Consider the following 18,261-nt stretch of genomic DNA (forward strand, 5'->3'; position numbering starts at 1 on the left):
CATGATCTGCTAGCGTGAACCAGCCTTCTCCAGCCATCGTCGCCCAGGATGCGGTGCGCCGCCTGCCCAGGCCGGCGCTGCTGCTGTTTTGCGCCGCCTACGTGCTGTCCGGCTTTGTGGGCCGCATGCCCTGGAAGAGCGCCGACCTGACCAGTTTCGGCTACATGCTGGAGCTGGCCCTGGGCCACAGCAGTTGGCTGTCGCCGCGCCTGATGGGTCTGCCGGCAGAACTGGACGGCCTGCTGCCCTACTGGCTGGGCGCCTGGGCCATTCAACTGGCGCCGAGTTGGTTGGCGCCAGACTTTGCCGCCCGCCTGCCCTTCATCGCGCTGCTGGGCGTGAGCCTGCTGGCCACCTGGTACGGCACCTACTTCCTGGCGCGCAGCCCCGGTGCCCAGCCGGTGGCCTTTGCCTTCGGCGGCGAGGCACTGCCGGCCGACTATGCGCGTGCCGTGGCCGACGGCGGGCTGCTGGCCTTCATCGCCTGCCTGGGGCTGGCCCAGTTGTCGCACGAGACCACGCCGGCACAGGTGCAGCTGTGCTGTGCCGCCATGCTGTTTTATGCCGTGGCCGCCCTGCCCTACCGCACCCTCGGCCCGGCAGTGGCCGGCACACTGGGCCTGGCCGGGCTGGCCATGTCAGGGGCGCCCAGCGTGGCCATGCTGCTGGGCCTGGGCAGCGCGCTGCTGCAACGGTTGGACCCGCAGGAGCGCGACAACCCGGCGCGCCGCAGCGCCTGGAGCTGGGGCCTGCTGGCCATGACCGCCAGCGCCGCCGCGCTGGCCACGGGCTTAGGCCTGTGGCAATGGCGCATCGACCTGCCGCAGGCTTCGTGGGTGGAATGGCGCAACTGGGGCCGGCTGCTGCTGTGGTTCACCTGGCCGGCCTGGCCACTGGCGCTGTGGACGCTGTGGCGCTGGCGGCGCCAGATTGCCAGCGGCAGCATCAGCCGCCACCTGGCGCTGCCGATCTGGTTTGCAGCCGTGGCGCTGGCCACCACCTTCACCACCGCCGCACAAGACCGCGCGCTGCTGCTGGCCCTGCCGGCTTTTGCCGCGCTGGCGGCCTTTGCCCTGCCGACGCTGGGGCGCAGCGTGGCCGCGTTGGTGGACTGGTTCACGCTTTTGTTCTTTACCGGCTGCGCGGTGGTGATCTGGGTCCACTGGGTGGGCATGCAGACCGGTGTGCCGGCCACGCCGGCCGCCAACATCGCACGCCAGGTGCCCGGCTTCACGGCCAGCTTCTCATGGATCGCCTTTGGCGTGGCACTGGCGGCCACAGGGGCCTGGGCCTGGCTGGTGCGTTGGCGCGTGGGCCGCTATCGACACGCCATCTGGAAAAGCCTGGTGCTGCCGGCCAGTGGCGCCGCCCTCGCCTGGCTGCTGCTGACCACGCTGCTGTTGCCAGCGGTGGACTATGCCCGCAGCTACGTGCCCATGGTAAACGCCGCGCGCTTCATCTGGGGCAACACGCCGCCGGCCTGCGCGCAAGAGCATGCGCTGGGCCGCAGCCAGATTGCCGCCTTCCAGTTCCATGCCGGGCTGCGCCTGCAGCCGCTGAACAGCCAGGCCAACTGCCCCTGGCTGCTGGTGGACAAGGATGGCCTGCTGACGCTGGAAAAGGCCACCGACATGGGCCAGTGGGTGCTGCGAGGCAGCATAGGCCACCCGTCGGACCGCGAAGAAAAAGTGCTGCTGTTCAAGCGTCGCTGAGCGCCGCCACCGCTGCCGGCGTGGGCAGGCTGGCCGGGGCCTCGCGCAGCCGGTTGCGGGCAAACGTGATGGCGAAGGTGGAGCCCACGCCGGGCGTGCTGTCTATGCGCAATTCCGAGCCGTGGCGCTGCAGCACGTGCTTGACGATGGCCAAGCCCAGCCCGGTGCCGCCGGTGTCGCGCGAGCGGCTGCGGTCCACGCGGTAGAAACGCTCCGTCAGGCGCGGGATGTGTTCGGGCGCGATGCCGGGGCCGGTGTCGCGCACCAGGAACTCCAGCCGGCCATCGGCCAGCCACTGCCAGCCCACATGCACCTGGCCGCCGCTGGGGGTGTAGCGTATGGCATTTCCCACCAGGTTGGACATGGCGCTGATCCACTCGCTGTGGGCGCCGGACAGTTCGAAGGCCGGCGCCGGCTCAAAGTCCAGCTCCAGCTTGCGCCCGGCGCTGTGCAGCAGCACGGCCACCAGCGAGCGCGCCTCCTGCTCCACCTGCTGCGCCAGGGACGACAAGGCCAGCCATTCGCCGTCGCTGGGCAGCGGGCTGCCCTCCAGGCGCGACAGCATCAGCAGGTCGCTGACCAGCGTCTGCATGCGCTCGGACTGCTGCGCCATCAGGCCCAGGTAGCGCTCGCGCTCCTGCTCGTCCAGTGGCAGCGTCTGCAGGGTTTCGACAAAACCGCTCATCACCGTCAGCGGTGTGCGGATTTCGTGCGACACGTTGGCGACGAAATCGCGCCGCATGGCCTCGGCCTGCTCCACCGCGGTGATGTCGCGCGACAGCAGCAGGCTACGCCCCTCGCCATAGGGATGCAACTGCACCGACAGGCGCACCGGCCGCGAGTTGGTGCTCTGGCGCCCCAGCATGACCACATCGTCAAGATAGTTCTTGGCGTTGAAATAGGTGGCAAACCCAGGGTCGCGCACCAGGTGCGCGAAATGCTGCAGATGGTCTCGCTGGGCGTCCAGGCCGAAGTGGTTGGCCGCCATCTGGTTGAACCATTCGATGCGGGCGTCGGCATCCAGCAGCACCACGCCATTGGGCGAGGCCTGCAAGGCGGCCAGGAAGTCCTGCAGCCGGCTGTCGCTGTCGCGCGTCTTCTGCTCGCGCGCGCGCAACTGGCGGCGCGTGCGGTCCATCACCTCGCCCCACAGGCCACTGGACAGCGTCATGGTGGATGAATTGCCCACACGCAGCCAGCGCAGCAGGCGCGCGCCGCGCGCCAGATCGATCAGGAACCAGACGATGCCGCCACACACCGCGCCCGCCAGGGTGATCCAGTGCGCATCCTGGCCGCCGTCCAGCCACCAGCCCACCGCCCCACCCAACAACTGGCAAAACAGGAAAGAGACGAAACGCCAGATCATGGACGGGCAGGTTACCGCGAAGCAGCCGCCGGCGCCAGCGCGCGCTCAAGCATGCAGGGTCTGCGTGGCACCGCTGGCACCATTGGCGCCGGCTGGGGTGGCAGCAGCCATGCCGGCCACCGGTTGCGCCGTCAGCCGGTAACCGGCGCCGCGCACGGTTTCCACCATCACGCCGCCGCCGCCCAGTGCCTCGCGCAGGCGCTTGACGTGCACGTCCACCGTGCGCTCCTCGATGAACACATGGTCGCCCCAGACCTTGTCCAGCAGCTGCGAGCGGCTGTGCACGCGCTCGGCATGGTTCATCAGGAAATGCAGCAGCTTGAATTCGGTGGGCCCCAGCTTGAGCGGCTGGTCCTGAAAACTGACGCGGTGGGTGGACGAGTCCAGCGACAGCGGACCTATGGTCACCGGGCCGCCCACCTGCTCAGGCGAGCGGCGGCGCAGCACCGCGCGGATGCGCGCCAGCAGCTCCTTGGTGGAAAACGGCTTGGCGATGTAGTCGTCGGCACCGGCGTCCAGGCCGGCCACGCGGTCGGCCTCGTCGCCGCGCGCGGTCAGCATGATGATGGGCACCGCCTTGGTCCGGGCATCGGCACGCCAGCGTTTGGCCAGCGCCAGGCCGCTTTCGCCAGGCAGCATCCAGTCCAGCAGGATGACATCGGGCAGCACCGCGTCGAGCTCGCGCTGGGCACTGGTGCTGTCCATGGCCCAGGTGGGGCGGAAACCGTTGTGGCGCAGGTTGACCGCGATCAGCTCGGCGATCGCCGGTTCATCTTCAACAATCAAGACGCCAGGCATGTTCTTCATTTGACGACCGACTCAATCTGTTCCATCGACGTGTGGCGCACATCCGCGCCCTTGACCACGTAGATGATGAATTCGGCGATGTTCTTGGCGTGGTCGCCGATGCGCTCTATCGCCTTGGCCAGGAACAGCAGGTCCAGGCTGGGCGAGATCATGCGCGGGTCTTCCATCATGTAGGTGACCAGCTTGCGCATGAAGCCGTCGAACTCCTTGTCGATCTGGTCGTCCTCCTTCAGGATGGACACCGCCGCCGCCGTGTCCAGCCGGGCAAAGGCGTCCAGCGCCTTGCGCAGCAGGCCGGAGGCCAAATCAGCGGCCACGCGCAGCTCCAGCGACGGCAGCGAGCGCGGTGCCCCGCTGCTGATGATGGAGCGCACCATGCGGGCGATCTTCTCGGCCTCGTCGCCCACGCGCTCCAGGTTGGCGGTGGTCTTGGAGATGGCGATCAGCAGGCGCAGGTCACGCGCGGTGGGCTGGCGCCGCGCGATGATGGAGGACAGCTCGCGGTCGATCTCGATCTCCATGTTGTTGACCTTGGCCTCGGTGGCGGTGACCTCGTCAGCCGCCTCGGCGCTGAACTGCGACAGCGCGTAGATGGCGTTGCGGATTTGCGACTCCACCAGGCCACCCAGCTCCAGCACGCGGGAGGAGACGGAGCTGAGTTCGCTGTCGAACTGGGTGGACAAGTGCTTTTCTGGCATGGCGATCCCTTTTTACGTGACTCTGGTACCTCTGTGGCGGCCGGGCCGCCTCAGCCGAACCGTCCGGTGATGTAGTCCTCGGTTTCCTTGCGCGTGGGCTTGAAAAACATCTGCTCCGTGGCGCCGAATTCCACCAGGTCGCCCAGGTACATGTAGGCGGTGTAGTCGCTGCAACGCGCCGCCTGCTGCATGTTGTGGGTGACGATGACCACCGTGTATTCGTTCTTCAATTCCGTGATCAGTTCCTCCACCTTGGCGGTGGAGATCGGGTCCAGCGCCGAGCAAGGCTCGTCCAGCAGCAGCACCTCGGGCTTGATGGCGATACCGCGCGCAATACACAGGCGCTGCTGCTGGCCGCCCGACAGGCTGGAGCCGCTCTGGTGCAGCTTGTCCTTCACCTCGCCCCACAGCGCGGCCTTGCGCAGCGCCCACTCCACCCGCTCTTCCATGTCGGTGGCATTCAGATTCTCGAACAGCTTCACGCCGAAGGCAATGTTGTCGTAAATGGACATGGGAAACGGCGTGGGCTTCTGGAACACCATGCCGACCTTGGCGCGCAGCAGTGCGACGTCGGTCTTGCTGGTCAACAGGTCCTCGCCGTCCAGCAGGATCTGGCCTTCGGCACGCTGCTCGGGGTAGAGCTCGAACATGCGGTTGAACACGCGCAGCAGCGTGGACTTGCCGCAGCCCGAGGGGCCGATGAAAGCGGTGACCTTGCTCTGCGGGATTTCCAGGTTGATGCCCTTCAAGGCGTGGAACTTGCCGTAGTAGAAGTTCAGGTTCTTCACCGAAATCTTGGAGGCGCCGTTCGTGGAAGTGTTGGTGTCCATGAGGTGTTTTGGATGTTGGTTACTTGCTTGGAACGCCGGTTCAAGGGGGTGTCAGTGCTTTTCGCGCGTCAGCACCCGGGCCAGGATATTCAGGCCCAGCACGGTGACGGTGATCAGGAACACGCCGGCCCAGGCCAGTTGCTGCCAGTTCTCGTACGGGCTCATGGCGAATTTGAAGATGGTCACCGGCAGGCTGGCCATGGGGCCGCTCAGGCTGGAAGTCCAGAACTGGTTGCTCAAGGCGGTGAACAGCAGCGGCGCGGTTTCGCCGGATATGCGGGCGACAGCCAGCAGGATGCCTGTGACCACACCGGCGCGGGCCGCCTTCAGCGTGATGCTGATGATGACCTTCCACTTCGGCGCGCCCAAAGCGTAGGCGGCTTCGCGCAGGCCCGGGGGCACCAGCTGCAGCATGTTCTCGGTGGTGCGTATCACCACCGGGATGACGATCAGCGCCAGCGCCATCACCCCGGCCCAGCCGGAGAAAGACTTGAAGCGCGCCACCACCACCGCATACACGAACAGGCCGATGACGATGCTGGGTGCCGACAGCAGGATGTCGTTGACGAAGCGGGTCACCGCGGCCAGCCAGCCCTTGGGGTCGTACTCGGCCAGGTAGATGCCGGCCATGATGCCTATGGGCGTGCCAACAAAGGTGGCCAGCAGCACCATCAGGAAGGAGCCGTAGATGGCGTTGGCGATGCCGCCGGCCTCGTTGGGCGCGGGCGTCATCTGCGTGAAGGTGGCGAAGGTCAGGCCAGCCAGGCCCAGGCGCAGCGTTTCCCACAGGATCCAGAACAGCCAGAACACACCGAACGCCATGGCGGCCAGCGACAGCGCCAACGCGACGACGTTGACGCGCTGGCGGCTCTTGAATTTGTTCAGCTTGCCCGCATCGATGGAAATGCTCACGATTTGGCCCCTTCGGATTTCTTCAGACGGGCCAGCAGCAGCTTGGAGCACGACAGCACGACGAAGGTGATGAAGAACAGCACCAGCCCCAGGTAGATCAGCGAGGCCTGGTGCAAGCCCTCGCCGGCCTCGGCAAACTCGTTAGCCAGTGCCGACGTGATGCTGTTGGCGGCCTGGAAGAAGCTGACGGAATCGAGCTGGTTCATGTTGCCGATGACGAAGGTCACCGCCATGGTTTCGCCCAAAGCCCGGCCCAGGCCCAGCATGATGCCGCCCACCACGCCGGCCTTGGTGTAGGGCAGCACCACCTTGCTGACCACCTCCCAGGTGGTGGCGCCCAGCCCGTAGGCGGACTCCTTCAGCAGCGGCGGGGTGACTTCGAAGACGTCGCGCATCACCGAGGCGATGAACGGGATGATCATGATGGCCAGGATGATGCCGGCCGACAGGATGCCGATGCCCACCGGCGGGCCGGAGACCAGGTCCCCCAGCACGGGAACACCCTTGAGCAGCTTTTGCAGCGGCGTCTGCACATAGGTGGCCAGGATGGGGCCGAACACCAGCAGGCCCCACATGCCGTAGACGATGGAGGGAATGGCCGCCAGCAGCTCAATGGCCGTGCCCAGCGGGCGCTTCAGCCAGGCTGGCGACATTTCCGTCAGGAACAGGGCGATGCCGAAGCTGACCGGCACCGCAATCACCAGGGCGATGAAGGACGTGGCCAGCGTGCCGTAGATCATCACCAGGCCGCCGAAGTCTTCCTTCACCGGGTCCCAGACGCTGCGGGTCATGAAGCTCAGGCCGTACTTTTCGATCGCCGGCCAGGCCCCCACCACCAGCGAGCCCAGGATGGCCACCAGCAAACCCAGCGTCAACCAGGCCGCCCCCTTGGCCGCCCAACCAAACAACACGTCCAGCAAGGGGCCGGAGCGCGCGCGTTTGGAAGGTGGCGGGTTGGCCATGGTGATGCGTCCCAGGGGCTGGTCGGTGGGAAAAGGAGCACTGCTCGCTGGGAGTGTAGAGGACACGGCGGCCACCTCGGCGGGTTGGGACTTCAGGTGAAGCGGAATTGCCCGGGATTACTTGAACGCGACCGGCTTGCCGGAAGCGTCCTTGATGTCACCCCAGGCCTTCTCGATGGCCACCTTCACCGTGGCGGGCATGGGCACGTAGTCCAGCTCGTCGGCGGTCTTGTCGCCACTCTTGTAGGCCCATTCGAAGAACTTCAGCACCGCGGTGGCTTGGGCGGGCTTGTCTTGCGCCTTGTGCATCAGGATGAAGGTGGCGCCAGTCAGAGGCCAGGAATCCTTGCCGGGCTGGGCCGTCAGGATCTGGTAGAAGCTCTTGGACCAGTCGGCACCGGCGGCGGCGGCCTTGAAGGCGTCGTCGTTGGGCGAGACAAAGTTGCCGGCGGCGTTCTGCATCTGGGCATAGACCATCTTGTTCTGCTTCACATAGGCGTACTCGACGTAGCCGATGGAGTTGGGCAGTCGGCCCACGAAAGCGGCCACGCCTTCGTTGCCCTTGCCGCCAGCACCGGCGGGCCAGTTCACGGCCGTGCCCTCACCGACCTTGGTCTTCCACTCGGGGCTGACCTTGCTCAGGTAGTTGGTGAAGATGAAGCTGGTGCCGGAGCCGTCGGCGCGGCGCACCGGGGCGATGGCGTCATCGGGCAGCGCCAGCGTGGGGTTCAGCGCCTTGACGGCGGGGTCGTTCCACTTGGTGATCTTGCCCAGGTAGATGTCGGCCAGCACGGCGCCGGACAGCTTCAGCTGGCCAGCGGTGATGCCCTTGATGTTGACCACCGGCACCACGCCACCGATGACGGTGGGGAATTGCATCTGGTTCTTCTTGGCCAGTTCGTCGTCCTTCAGCGGCATGTCGGAAGCGCCGAAATCCACGGTCTTGGCATCAATCTGCTTGATGCCGGCACCGGAGCCGACCGACTGGTAGTTGATCTTCACGCCGGTGGCCTTGTTGTAGTCGGCGGCCCACTTGGCGTACAGAGGCGCGGGGAAGGAGGCGCCGGCACCGGTCACCTCCTGGGCGCCGGCTTGTGCGGCAAAGCCCAGAGCAGCCATGGCGGCCAGGCCCACGACGGCGTGCTTGAAATACAGTTTCATCAAAAGCCCCTTGTTTAGGTTGGTCAGAACAATGGCCTTGAATTTAAGAAGTTTTTGTGACAAGCACGTGACAAACGGCGTTTGTAAGGTCATGATTTTGCTGGATTTTCTGTCACGAGAACTTGGCCGAAATGTCACCTGACCGTCACAAACAATCCTTACCCTTGGCCTTTTTCCATACGGAGTCCCGATGAAAACCAGTTTGATCAACCGCCGCCTGTTGCTGATCGCCGCCTGCGTGGCCAGCTTGGCCGGCTGCGCCACCATGTCCGGCCCGGTGACGGTGGCCGATACCATCGCCAAAAACCCCAATCTGAGCACCCTCAACGCCCTGGTGACTCAGGCCGGCCTGACCGACACACTGAAGGGCCCCGGTCCGTTCACGCTGTTCGCGCCCACCAACGACGCTTTCAAGGCCGTGCCGGCCAAGACCGTGGACGAACTGGCCAAGGACCCGCAACGCCTGAAGGCGGTGCTGAACTTCCACCTGCTGCCAGCCAAGCTGACCTCGGCCGAGGTAAAGAACAGCTCCATCAAGTCGGTGGGCGGCGACAACCTGGCGCTGGCCAAGGCCGGCAACATCGTCACCATCGAAGACGCCGCCACCGTGACGCCGGACATCGTCGCCAGCAACGGCGTGGTGCATGTGATTGACCGCGTGCTGATGCCGCCCAAGAAGTAAGCCACTGCCGGGTACTGCTGGGTGCTGCCGGCCCCGGCCGGCGAGCCGGCATGCGCCAGTGCTATGCTGGCCGCATGGACCGGATGAACGACAATAACTGATGCAAAACGGAACCCGCCTGGCCGCTGTGGACCTAGGCTCCAACAGCTTTCGCCTCGAAATCGGCCGGGTGGACCACGGTCAGTTCCTGCGCACCGAGTACCTGAAGGAAACCATACGCCAGGGCAACGGGCTGGACGAAAACCGCAACCTGACTGCAGAGGCCATGCAGCGGGGCTGGGACTGCCTGTCGCGTTTCGGCGAGCGCCTGGCCGGCTTCGACGCCATCCAGGTGCGCGCGGTGGCCACCCAGACCCTGCGTGAGGCGCGCAACCGGGAGGAATTTCTGGTGCGCGGCAAAGAGGCGCTGGGCTTTGACATCGACGTCATTTCGGGCCGCGAAGAGGCCCGGCTGATCTACCAGGGCGTGGCCCATGTGCTGCCGCAGTCCGACGAGCGCCGGCTGGTGGTGGACATCGGCGGCCGCTCCACAGAACTGATCCTGGGCCAGGGCTTCCAGGCCAAGGTGATGGAGTCGTACCGGGTGGGGTCGATTGCCTGGTCCACCCGCTACTTCCCCAATGGGCAGTTCACTGAGCAGTCCTTCCACATGGCGGCCATCGCCGCCAAGGCGGTGCTGGATGAGGCGCTGAGCCTGTACCGGCGCGACACCTGGGACCAGGCCTACGGCTCGGCCGGCACCGTGGGCGCGGTGGGCGACGTGCTGACGGCGGCCGGCTTTGCGCCCCACACCGTGACGCGCGAAGGCCTGGACTGGCTGCAGGACAAGCTGCTGCGGGCACAAAACGCCGACAAACTGCGCATCGACGGCATGAAGGACGACCGCCGCGCCGTGATTGGCGGCGGCCTGAGCGTGCTGCGCGCGGTGTTCGACCTGCTGGACGTGGAGCAGATGCATGCCGCCGCCGGGGGCCTGCGCCACGGCCTGATTTTCGACCTGATGGAAGACCCGCAGGGGCAGGCCGATGTGCGCAGCACCTCCATGCGGCGCCTGGCCCGCAAATTCGAGGCCGACGCCGCGCAAGGCGCGCGCGTGGGCCAGGTGGCCACGCAGTTGTTCGCCTGGCTCAACCCCAGCCTGCCCCGCAACGTGCAGGACCTGACCCGCCACAGCGCGGTGATGCTGACCTGGGCCGCCCAGGTGCACGAAATCGGCACCCAGATCTCGCACAGCGACTACCACAAGCACGGCGCCTACATCCTGGACAACGCCGACGCCATGGGCTTCACCCAGGCCGAGCTGCACCGCCTGAGCCTGCTGGTGCTGGGCCACCGCGGCAAGCTGCGCAAGCTGGAGGCCGAGCTGGCCGACCCGGCGCTGGCGGTGCAACTGCTGTGCCTGCGCTTGAGCGTGCTGCTTTGCCACGCCCGGCGCGACCCCGACCTTGCCGGCATGGGCTTGCAGCGCACCAAGGGCGGCGGCTTCTCATTGAGCTGCCGCACCGGCTGGATGGAGGCCTTCCCGCAGTCGGCCCACCTGCTGCGCGAAGAGGTGCTGGCCTGGCAAAAGACGCCCTGGCCGATGGAGCTGGATAGCTAGCCCCACGGGGCCGCAAATCTCCTGGAGGCGGCCCAGCGGTGACTTTGTGCGCGCGCACCAGCTTGCCGGCTGCGTTAAAACGGTATAAACTGTATATACCGTTTAACCGCAGGAAAGCAGATTCATGGCAACCTTGAAGAAGACTACCGCCGCCAAAAAGACCCCGGCTGCCAAGCCGGCCAAGGCCAGCACGGCGCCCACGAAGCCGGTGACCCCCAAGCCGGCGGCGGTGAAGCCTGCCGCAAAGAAGGCCGCCACAAAGCCGGCCAAGGCCACTGCCAAGGCGCCGGCCAAGCCGAAGGCAGCGCCCAAAGTCGACAAGACCCCGAAGGAAAAGAAACCCAAGCTGGTGCGTGACAGCTTCACCATCCCCAAGGCCGAATACGGGGTGCTGGAAGAGCTGAAGGCGCGCGCCGGCAAGCTGGGCCACCCGGTGAAAAAGAGCGAGCTGCTGCGCGCCGGTATCAAGGCGCTGGCCGCCATGTCCGATGTGGCCTACATCCAGGCCTTGACTGCCGTACCGGCCATCAAGACGGGGCGGCCCACCGGCGGCGCCTGAGGCTGGCCGCAGGGAACAGTGGGACAGCTACGAAGTGTTGATCTGTCTCGCAAGAAACAGCCGGACAGCTACGAAGTGTTGAGGACAGAGCAAAATTGCCTTGCAATTTTGGTCTGTCCCGCAAGGTCTAGAGTATTTCCGGTGACTGCACGCTGACAATCACCGTCTGCTCGTGCGCATCGCGTTCGCGGCTGCGCAGCCACCACACAGCACCCTTGCGCACCGCGCATTCGCTGTCGCTCAAGCCCAGCAACTGCGCAATCGCCTGCCCCAGCACCGGCTGGTGGCCGACGATCAGCACGGTGGACTTGGCATGGGGCCATCCCGCCACCTCCAGCAGTTGCGCCACCGTGCAATCCGGCGCCAACTCGGGCCGCAGCTTGTACTTGCGGGCCAGGGCCAGCGCGGTCTGCTCGGTGCGCCGCGCCGGGCTGACCCAGATGCGGGTGCCCTCGGGCAACTGGCGGTCCAGCCAGCTGGCCATGCGGGCGGCCTGCTTTTCGCCGCGTGAGGTCAATGGGCGGTCCATGTCGTTGGTGCCGTCTGCCGGCTCTTGGGCTTCCGCATGGCGCCACAGGATCAGGTCCATGCGAACTCCTCAGCTTCGCTCGCGGCCCGCATAGCGCGCCACCAGCGCCGCCTGGGCACCGTGCGCATGGGGGGCTGGTTTCACGCGGGTGTAGGTGCCATCGGGCTGCAGGTCCCAGGCGTCCACGCCGTCATGCAGGTAGGCCACCAGGCATTCGTCCACCAGGCGCTGGCGCTGGGCCGGGTCGGTGACCGGCCAGACCAGCTCGACCCGGCGCATCATGTTGCGGTTCATCCAATCGGCGCTGGACAGGTACAGCTCCTCCACCTCACCGCGGCGGAAGTAGAACACCCGCGAGTGCTCCAGGAAGCGACCAATGACCGAACGCACCCGGATGTTGTCGGTCTGCCCCGGCACCTGGGCCGGCAGCGTGCAGCCGCCGCGCACGATCAGGTCGATCTTGACGCCGCAGCGCCCGGCATGGATCAGCGCGCGGATGATGGCCTCGTCGGTCAGCGCGTTCATCTTGGCCACCAGCCGGGTGCGCTGGCCGGCCTGTGCGGCATCGGCCAGCTCGGTAATCTTTTCGATCAAGCGGCGCTGCATGTGAAATGGCGCCAGCCACATGCGGGCCAGCTTGGGCAGCCGCGTCTGGCTGGCCAGGTGCACAAACACGTGCTCCATGTCGTTGGTCAGCGCCGGGTCGGCCGTCAGGTGGCTGATGTCGGTGTACAGGCTGGCCGTGCGCAGGTTGTAGTTGCCGGTGGACAGGTGGCCGTAGCGCACCAGTCGGCGGCCCTCGCGGCGCGTCACCAGCATCATCTTGGCGTGCGTTTTCAGGCCCACCACGCCATACAGCACCTGCGCGCCAATGGACTCCAGCATCTCAGCCCAGTTGATGTTGGCCTCTTCGTCAAAGCGCGCTTTCAGCTCCACCACCGCCGTCACTTCCTTGCCGCGGCGCACCGCCTCGCGCAGCAGGTCCATCAGCTGGGAATCGCTGCCGGTGCGGTAGATGGTCTGCTTGATGGCCAGCACCTGGGGGTCGTTCACCGCCTCGCGCAGGAAGGCCAGCACGCCGCCAAAGCTCTCAAACGGCTGGTGCATGATGATGTCGTGCGCGCGCAGCTGCTCGAAGATGGAGTGCCCCGGCTGCATCTGGCTGGGAAAGCTGGGCTTGTGGGCGGGAAAGCACAGGCGCGGCTCGTTGACCAGGTCGATCAGCTGCGTCAGGCGCACCAGGTTGACGGGGCCGTGCACGCGGTACAGCGCCAGGGCGGGCAGCTTGAACTGCTTCAGCAGGAAACTGGCCAGGTGTTCGGAGCAGCCGGCCGACACTTCCAGGCGCACCGCCTCGCCGTAGTGCCGGTGCTCCAGCCCCTGACGCAGCGCCATGCGCAGGTTTTGCACGTCGTCCTCGTCCACTGCCATGTCGGAGTGGCGGGTGACGCGAAACTGCGAGAACTGGCCCACCTCGCGGCCGGGAAACAAGTCATGCAGATGGGCGCGGATCACGCTGGACAGCGACACAAACAGCACCCGCTTGCCGGAAATCTTGGCCGGCATGCGGATCAGGCGCGGTAGCACGCGTGGCACCTTGACGATGGCGATCTCGTTCTCGCGGCCGAAGGCGTCGCGCCCGGACAGGCGCACGATGAAGTTCAGCGACTTGTTGGCCACCTGCGGAAACGGGTGCGACGGGTCCAGCCCGACCGGAATCAGCAGCGGCTGCACCTCCTGGGTGAAGTACTGCTTGACCCACTGGCGCTGCGCGGCGTTGCGTTCGCCGTGCGACAGTATATGTATGCCCTCGGCGGCGAAGGCCGGCATCAGCTCGTCGTTGTACAGCGCGTACTGGCGCTGCACCAGCTCACGCGTCTTGGCGGCCAGCCTTTCCAGCGATTCGACCGAATAAGTGCCCTTCTGGTCATTGCGCTGCCAGGCCGTCAAATGGGGTTCGGCGCGGACCTCGAAAAATTCGTCCAGGTTGCTGGAGACGATGCACAGGAAGCGCAGGCGCTCCAGCAGCGGCACCTCACGCCGGCAGGCCCAGTCGAACACCCGCTCGTTGAAAGCCAGGATGCTGTGGTCACGGTCCAGCAGGGTGACGCCCGCCCCCAGGTCGGCGGAGGTCAGCGTCGGAGGTGATGGCGATTCGTCGGCCTGCATCTGTGCATTGTCATTTATTACCGGTGGATGACCGATTGTTGACAATCTTGATGACGAATTCGTGACAGGCATCAAGCTTCAGGCCGTCACGGTGGCTGCCTGCGGCCGCTCCACGATCTCGTGGTCGGGCGCCCATTGCACCAGTTCCAGGTGGCCGTCCAGGTGTTCCACCAGCGCGCTGCAGCTTTCCACCCAGTCACCGTCATTGCAATACAGCACGCCGTGGATCTCGCGCATCTCGGCGCGGTGGATGTGGCCGCAGACCACGCCATGGTGGCCGCGCCGGCGCGCCTCCTGCGCCACGGCAACCTCGAAGTCGTTGACGTAGCTGACGGCTTTTTTCACCTTCAGCTTCAGGTAGGCCGACAGCGACCAGTAGGGCAGCCGCAGGCGCCGGCGCCAGGTGTTCAGGTAGCGGTTGAGCTTGAGGGTGAACTCGTACAGGTTGTCGCCCACATAGGCCAGCCACTTGGCGTATTGGATCACCGCGTCGAAATAGTCGCCGTGCGTGACCCACAGGCGCCGGCCGTCCAGCAGCGTGTGCACGGTGTCGCCGACGACGTCGATGCCGCCGAACTGGTGGCCCAGGAAATGGCGCGCGAACTCGTCGTGGTTGCCGGGCACAAAGGTCACATGGCAGCCCTTGCGCGCGCGGCGCAGCAGCTTTTGCACCACATCGTTGTGTGCCTGCGGCCAGAACCAGCGGCGGCGCAGTTGCCAACCGTCGATGATGTCACCCACCAGGTACAGGTGGTCGCTGGGGTGGTGCTTCAGGAAGTCCAGCAGTGCCTCGGCCTGGCAGCCCGGCGTGCCCAGGTGGATGTCGGAGACGAAGACGGCGCGGTAGCGCTTGCCACCGGCATCGTCGGTGTGGTCGTCGGTGGGCGCTTGCGCAGCGGCTTCGGCCAGGTGGCCGTCCGTCCACGGTCCCAGGGCATCGAAGCTGGTGCGCATCAGTTCCCCAGGAAGTGCTTGCGGTAGCGCGCCGGCAGGTCGGCAATGCGCATCAGCATGGGCAGGTCGGCGGTGTTGAAGTCCGGGTCCCAGGCCGGGGCGCCCAGCACCTTGGCACCCAGGCGCAGGTAGCCCTTGATCAGCGCTGGCGGCTCCACCGGCAGGCTGGCATCCAGCCGCTCCACCGGCAGCGGCAGGCGCGGGCGCACATGGTATTCAATCGGCGCCAGATGGGTTTGGCTGACCTGGCGCCAGATGCTGGCGGCGGTGTCACCGCTGACCACGCCGTTGTGCAGCATGGGGATGCTGGCGCAGCCGATCATGGTGTCCAACTGGTTGCGCACCATGAACTCGGCCAACGCCCCCCACAGCGCCATGATGACGCCGCCGTGGCGGTGCTCCGGGTGCACGCAGCTGCGGCCCAGCTCCACCATGCGGCTGCGCAAGGAGCGCAGGCGGGTGAGGTCAAACTCGGTGTCGCTGTAGGTGCTGCCCACGCGCTGGGCCTGGGCCGGCGTCAGCACCCGGTAGGTGCCCACCACCTGGCGGGTGGCGGCGTCGCGCACGATCAGGTGTTCGCAAAAATCGTCAAACAGGTCCATGTCGTGGCCGGCCAGCGGGGTGCTCAGGCGAGCGCCCATTTCGTTGGCGAAGACGTCGTACCTCAGGCGCTGGGCTTCGCGGACTTCGTCCAGGTGCTGGGCCCAAGCCACCGCAATACCGCCGCGCCCGCCAAGACCGAGGTGCTGGCCACTTTCACTGTGGAGGTTGTGATCAGGTCGGTGAAGTGACCCCCTGGGCAGGGACACGGGTGACAGCGGGAAGGTGGGGCTGGGAATCTCTTTCATGGCGGCTCCTTCAGATGTGGGCCAGCGCGTGGCTGGCGAAGGAAGTGTGAAAGAGCGCGGTGACGCGAGAATGTCAGTTTGATGGCGGTTGCATGACATGGCACAAGCGCCGGGCCAAGTCGACTCAGGGCTTGCACCCAATGGCAGGCGGCGGAATTAAGTCAAAATGTCATCATCACAAGGCTTCAGCGGGCCCAGAGACAAAACGCCACAAGACTGATGAGTGCCGTCCCCCACCCCCTTCCGGCGGGCACCGATGCCAATGCGCAGCTGCGCCACACGCTGCGCGAGCAGGACGCGATCCTGGAAAACGCCGGCGTGGGCATTGCTTTCATCAAGCAACGCCAGGTGGTGCGCTGCAACCAGCGCTATGCGGAAATCTACGGCTTTCCGTCGGCGCAGAGCATGGTGGGTACCAGCAGCCTGCTGATCTACCCGGACGAACCGGCCTTCAAGCGCCTGGGGGCCGAGGCCTACCCGGTGCTGGCCACCGGCCAGTCCTACAAGACCGAGCGGCTGATGAAGCGCAGCAGCGGCCAGCTGTTCTGGGCCAGCCTGACCGGGCGGCTGCTCAACCCGGCCGAGCCCCAGGAGGGGTCGATCTGGATCGTCGACGACGTCGACCAGCAAAAACGCGCCCAGGCCGAGCTGGAGGCCGTCACCACCCAGCACAAGCTGATCTTCGACCACGCGATGGTGGGCATCGTGTCCCTGCGCGAGCGCAAGGTGACGCAGGTGAACCCCGCTTTCGAGAGCCTGTTCGGCTATGCGCCGGGTGAACTCCATGGCAGTTCCTCGCGCCAGTGGTACCTGACCGATGCCGACTGGGAGGAAGCCGGCCGGCGCTGCTACGAGCCGTTCAGCAAGGGTCTGGCCTTCGAGGGCGAGATGCTGTTGTGCAAGAAGGACGGCAGCCCCATCTGGTGCGAGGTGCGCAGCAAGACCATCGACCCGCAGGATCTGTCGCGCGGCTCGATCTGGATCACCATGGACATCAGCGCGCGCAAGAACGCCGAGGCCGCACTGGTGAGGGCCAAGGACGAGCTGGAGCAGATGGTGGCCGAGCGCACCCAGCAACTCAGCCGCACGGTGCAGGCGCTGGAGCAGAAGATCATGGAGCAGCAGGTGGCCGAGGCGCGCATCCAGCAGCTGGCCCACTACGACACGCTGACCGGCCTGCCCAACCGGGCGCTGCTGGCCGAGCGCGGCAACATGGCGCTGAGCATTGCCCAGCGCAGCGGTGAGCCGGTGGCGCTGCTGTTCCTGGACCTGGACCATTTCAAGAACGTCAACGACTCGCTGGGCCACCGCGTAGGCGACGAGCTGCTGGTGGCGCTGGCCAACCGCCTGCGCACCGCTGTGCGTGAGCAAGACACCGTCTCGCGCCTGGGCGGCGACGAATTCATCCTGGTGCTGCCCGGCACGGACGCGCAAGGCGCGGCCCACGTGGCGGGCAAGGTGCTGGAGTTGACGGCGCAGGCGTTCCAGATCGGCCATCACGAGCTCACCGTGACGCCGTCCATGGGCGTGGCGCTGTACCCGGCCGACGGCGCTGACTTCGACACCCTGTGCCGCTGCGCCGACATCGCCATGTACCGCGCCAAGCGCGACGGCCGCAACGCCTACCGCTTCTTCACCGGCGAGATGCAGGCCCAGTCCGCGCGCATGCTGCAGTTGGAAAACGCGCTGCGGCGGGCGCTGGAGCGCGACCAACTGCGGCTGCACTTCCAGCCCCAGGTGTCGCTGAAGACCGGCCGCGTCGTCGGTGCCGAGGCGTTGCTGCGTTGGCAACACCCAGAACTGGGCATGGTGTCGCCGGGCGAATTCATCCCCATCGCGGAAACCACCGGCGTCATCCTGCCGATCGGCGAATGGGTGCTGCGCAACGCGGTGCGCCAGCTGAAAAGCTGGCTGGACGCCGGCATGCCGCCCATCACGGTGGCGGTGAACCTGTCATCGGTGCAGTTTCGCCATGCCGACTTGCCCGAACTGGTGGCGCGCATCCTGGCCGAGGAGCAATTGCCGCCGCACCTGCTGGAGCTGGAGCTGACCGAGGGCGTGGCCATGACCGACCCGATGGGCGCCATTGCGGTGATGAACAAGCTGCATGAGCGCGGCGTGCGCATGTCCATTGACGACTTTGGCACCGGCTACTCGTCGCTCAGCTATTTGAAAAAATTCCAGGTCTACAAGCTGAAAATCGACCAGTCCTTCGTGCGCGACATCACCGACGACCCGGAAGACAAGGCCATCGTCGGCGCCATCATCGGCATGGCCGCCAGCCTGGACATGCAGACCATTGCCGAGGGGGTGGAAACCGAGGGGCAGCTGGAATTCCTGCGCGAGCGGGGTTGCGATGAGGTGCAGGGCTTCTATTTCAGCAGGCCGCTGCCGCCGGATGACTTTTTCGCCTTTTTCAACCAACAACTGCAAAAGTGACCGTTGACACAGCCGCCCCGCGGCCATTATCAG

At 66.1% G+C, this 18,261-nt stretch carries 16 protein-coding genes; 5 read left to right on the plus strand and 11 right to left on the minus strand.

Annotation, left to right across the window (positions count from 1 at the left end; translation table 11 throughout):
* The first annotated feature begins 14 nt into the window (after positions 1 to 14).
* Complete coding sequence (locus AC1DX2_RS04530) at positions 15 to 1,712, plus strand: hypothetical protein (RefSeq protein ID WP_477195091.1); 1,698 nt, start codon at positions 15 to 17, stop codon at positions 1,710 to 1,712.
* On the opposite strand, the gene phoR is transcribed toward AC1DX2_RS04530, so the two are convergent.
* The 7 genes from phoR to pstS form a co-directional block, all read right to left on the minus strand.
* Positions 1,699 to 3,078: a phosphate regulon sensor histidine kinase PhoR gene (gene phoR / locus AC1DX2_RS04535; RefSeq protein ID WP_477195092.1), complete on the minus strand. Its 1,380-nt coding sequence runs from the start codon at positions 3,076 to 3,078 to the stop codon at positions 1,699 to 1,701. The two genes, AC1DX2_RS04530 and phoR, sit on opposite strands and share 14 nt — an antisense overlap.
* A 45-nt stretch (positions 3,079 to 3,123) precedes the next feature.
* On the minus strand, positions 3,124 to 3,885 hold the full coding sequence (phoB, locus tag AC1DX2_RS04540) for a phosphate regulon transcriptional regulator PhoB (RefSeq protein ID WP_477195093.1): 762 nt from the start codon (positions 3,883 to 3,885) through the stop codon (positions 3,124 to 3,126).
* Entirely contained in the window at positions 3,882 to 4,583 is a 702-nt protein-coding gene (gene phoU / locus AC1DX2_RS04545) for a phosphate signaling complex protein PhoU (RefSeq protein ID WP_477195094.1), read from the minus strand. Before phoU ends, phoB begins: the two co-directional genes overlap by 4 nt.
* Positions 4,584 to 4,633: 50 nt before the next feature.
* The gene (gene pstB, locus AC1DX2_RS04550; RefSeq protein ID WP_477195095.1) at positions 4,634 to 5,413 is read right to left on the minus strand and encodes a phosphate ABC transporter ATP-binding protein PstB; all 780 of its coding nucleotides are present in this window, start codon (positions 5,411 to 5,413) and stop codon (positions 4,634 to 4,636) included.
* Positions 5,414 to 5,464: 51 nt separating this feature from the next.
* Positions 5,465 to 6,325 carry a phosphate ABC transporter permease PstA gene (gene pstA, locus AC1DX2_RS04555; protein ID WP_477195096.1) on the minus strand — a complete coding sequence of 287 codons (861 nt, stop codon included), beginning with the start codon at positions 6,323 to 6,325 and terminating at the stop codon, positions 5,465 to 5,467.
* Entirely contained in the window at positions 6,322 to 7,287 is a 966-nt protein-coding gene (pstC, locus tag AC1DX2_RS04560) for a phosphate ABC transporter permease subunit PstC (protein ID WP_477195097.1), read from the minus strand. The genes pstA and pstC overlap by 4 nt, the downstream gene beginning before the upstream one ends.
* A 117-nt stretch (positions 7,288 to 7,404) precedes the next feature.
* Entirely contained in the window at positions 7,405 to 8,448 is a 1,044-nt protein-coding gene (gene pstS, locus AC1DX2_RS04565) for a phosphate ABC transporter substrate-binding protein PstS (RefSeq protein WP_477195098.1), read from the minus strand.
* A 190-nt stretch (positions 8,449 to 8,638) separates the two neighbouring features.
* Between pstS and AC1DX2_RS04570 the strand changes: the two genes are divergently transcribed.
* The 3 genes from AC1DX2_RS04570 to AC1DX2_RS04580 all read left to right on the plus strand — a co-directional run bounded on the left by AC1DX2_RS04570 (position 8,639) and on the right by AC1DX2_RS04580 (position 11,289).
* The gene (locus tag AC1DX2_RS04570; protein WP_477195099.1) at positions 8,639 to 9,130 is read left to right on the plus strand and encodes a fasciclin domain-containing protein; all 492 of its coding nucleotides are present in this window, start codon (positions 8,639 to 8,641) and stop codon (positions 9,128 to 9,130) included.
* Positions 9,131 to 9,230: 100 nt separating this feature from the next.
* Complete coding sequence (locus AC1DX2_RS04575; protein ID WP_477195100.1) at positions 9,231 to 10,730, plus strand: Ppx/GppA phosphatase family protein; 1,500 nt, start codon at positions 9,231 to 9,233, stop codon at positions 10,728 to 10,730.
* 124 nt (positions 10,731 to 10,854) lie between these two features.
* Positions 10,855 to 11,289, plus strand: a complete 435-nt coding sequence (locus AC1DX2_RS04580) for a hypothetical protein (protein ID WP_477195101.1) — start codon at positions 10,855 to 10,857, stop codon at positions 11,287 to 11,289.
* 127 nt (positions 11,290 to 11,416) lie between these two features.
* On the opposite strand, the gene AC1DX2_RS04585 is transcribed toward AC1DX2_RS04580, so the two are convergent.
* The 4 genes from AC1DX2_RS04585 to AC1DX2_RS04600 form a co-directional block, all read right to left on the minus strand.
* Positions 11,417 to 11,878, minus strand: coding sequence for a SixA phosphatase family protein (locus tag AC1DX2_RS04585; protein ID WP_477195102.1), 462 nt, complete (start codon positions 11,876 to 11,878; stop codon positions 11,417 to 11,419).
* Between the two features lie 9 nt (positions 11,879 to 11,887).
* Positions 11,888 to 13,987, minus strand: a complete 2,100-nt coding sequence (gene ppk1, locus AC1DX2_RS04590; RefSeq protein WP_477195103.1) for a polyphosphate kinase 1 — start codon at positions 13,985 to 13,987, stop codon at positions 11,888 to 11,890.
* 78 nt (positions 13,988 to 14,065) lie between these two features.
* Complete coding sequence (locus tag AC1DX2_RS04595; protein ID WP_477195104.1) at positions 14,066 to 14,941, minus strand: UDP-2,3-diacylglucosamine diphosphatase; 876 nt, start codon at positions 14,939 to 14,941, stop codon at positions 14,066 to 14,068.
* The gene (locus AC1DX2_RS04600) at positions 14,941 to 15,789 is read right to left on the minus strand and encodes a GNAT family N-acetyltransferase (RefSeq protein ID WP_477195105.1); all 849 of its coding nucleotides are present in this window, start codon (positions 15,787 to 15,789) and stop codon (positions 14,941 to 14,943) included. The genes AC1DX2_RS04595 and AC1DX2_RS04600 overlap by 1 nt, the downstream gene beginning before the upstream one ends.
* Before the next feature lie 219 nt (positions 15,790 to 16,008).
* Between AC1DX2_RS04600 and AC1DX2_RS04605 the strand changes: the two genes are divergently transcribed.
* Complete coding sequence (locus tag AC1DX2_RS04605; RefSeq protein WP_477195106.1) at positions 16,009 to 18,228, plus strand: sensor domain-containing protein; 2,220 nt, start codon at positions 16,009 to 16,011, stop codon at positions 18,226 to 18,228.
* Positions 18,229 to 18,261: the final 33 nt, after the last annotated feature.

This window comes from Hylemonella sp. P2_B10 (assembly GCF_056404875.1).

Coding starts and splice junctions, on each gene's coding strand:
- phoR (WP_477195092.1), bottom strand. CDS start 3,078: ATGATCTGGCGTTTCGTCTCTTTCCTGTTTTGCCAGTTGTTGGGTGGG.
- phoB (WP_477195093.1), bottom strand. CDS start 3,885: ATGAAGAACATGCCTGGCGTCTTGATTGTTGAAGATGAACCGGCGATC.
- phoU (WP_477195094.1), bottom strand. CDS start 4,583: ATGCCAGAAAAGCACTTGTCCACCCAGTTCGACAGCGAACTCAGCTCC.
- pstB (WP_477195095.1), bottom strand. CDS start 5,413: ATGGACACCAACACTTCCACGAACGGCGCCTCCAAGATTTCGGTGAAG.
- pstC (WP_477195097.1), bottom strand. CDS start 7,287: ATGGCCAACCCGCCACCTTCCAAACGCGCGCGCTCCGGCCCCTTGCTG.
- pstS (WP_477195098.1), bottom strand. CDS start 8,448: ATGAAACTGTATTTCAAGCACGCCGTCGTGGGCCTGGCCGCCATGGCT.
- AC1DX2_RS04570 (WP_477195099.1), top strand. CDS start 8,639: ATGAAAACCAGTTTGATCAACCGCCGCCTGTTGCTGATCGCCGCCTGC.
- AC1DX2_RS04575 (WP_477195100.1), top strand. CDS start 9,231: ATGCAAAACGGAACCCGCCTGGCCGCTGTGGACCTAGGCTCCAACAGC.
- AC1DX2_RS04580 (WP_477195101.1), top strand. CDS start 10,855: ATGGCAACCTTGAAGAAGACTACCGCCGCCAAAAAGACCCCGGCTGCC.
- AC1DX2_RS04585 (WP_477195102.1), bottom strand. CDS start 11,878: ATGGACCTGATCCTGTGGCGCCATGCGGAAGCCCAAGAGCCGGCAGAC.
- ppk1 (WP_477195103.1), bottom strand. CDS start 13,987: ATGCAGGCCGACGAATCGCCATCACCTCCGACGCTGACCTCCGCCGAC.
- AC1DX2_RS04595 (WP_477195104.1), bottom strand. CDS start 14,941: ATGCGCACCAGCTTCGATGCCCTGGGACCGTGGACGGACGGCCACCTG.
- AC1DX2_RS04600 (WP_477195105.1), bottom strand. CDS start 15,789: ATGAAAGAGATTCCCAGCCCCACCTTCCCGCTGTCACCCGTGTCCCTG.
- AC1DX2_RS04605 (WP_477195106.1), top strand. CDS start 16,009: ATGAGTGCCGTCCCCCACCCCCTTCCGGCGGGCACCGATGCCAATGCG.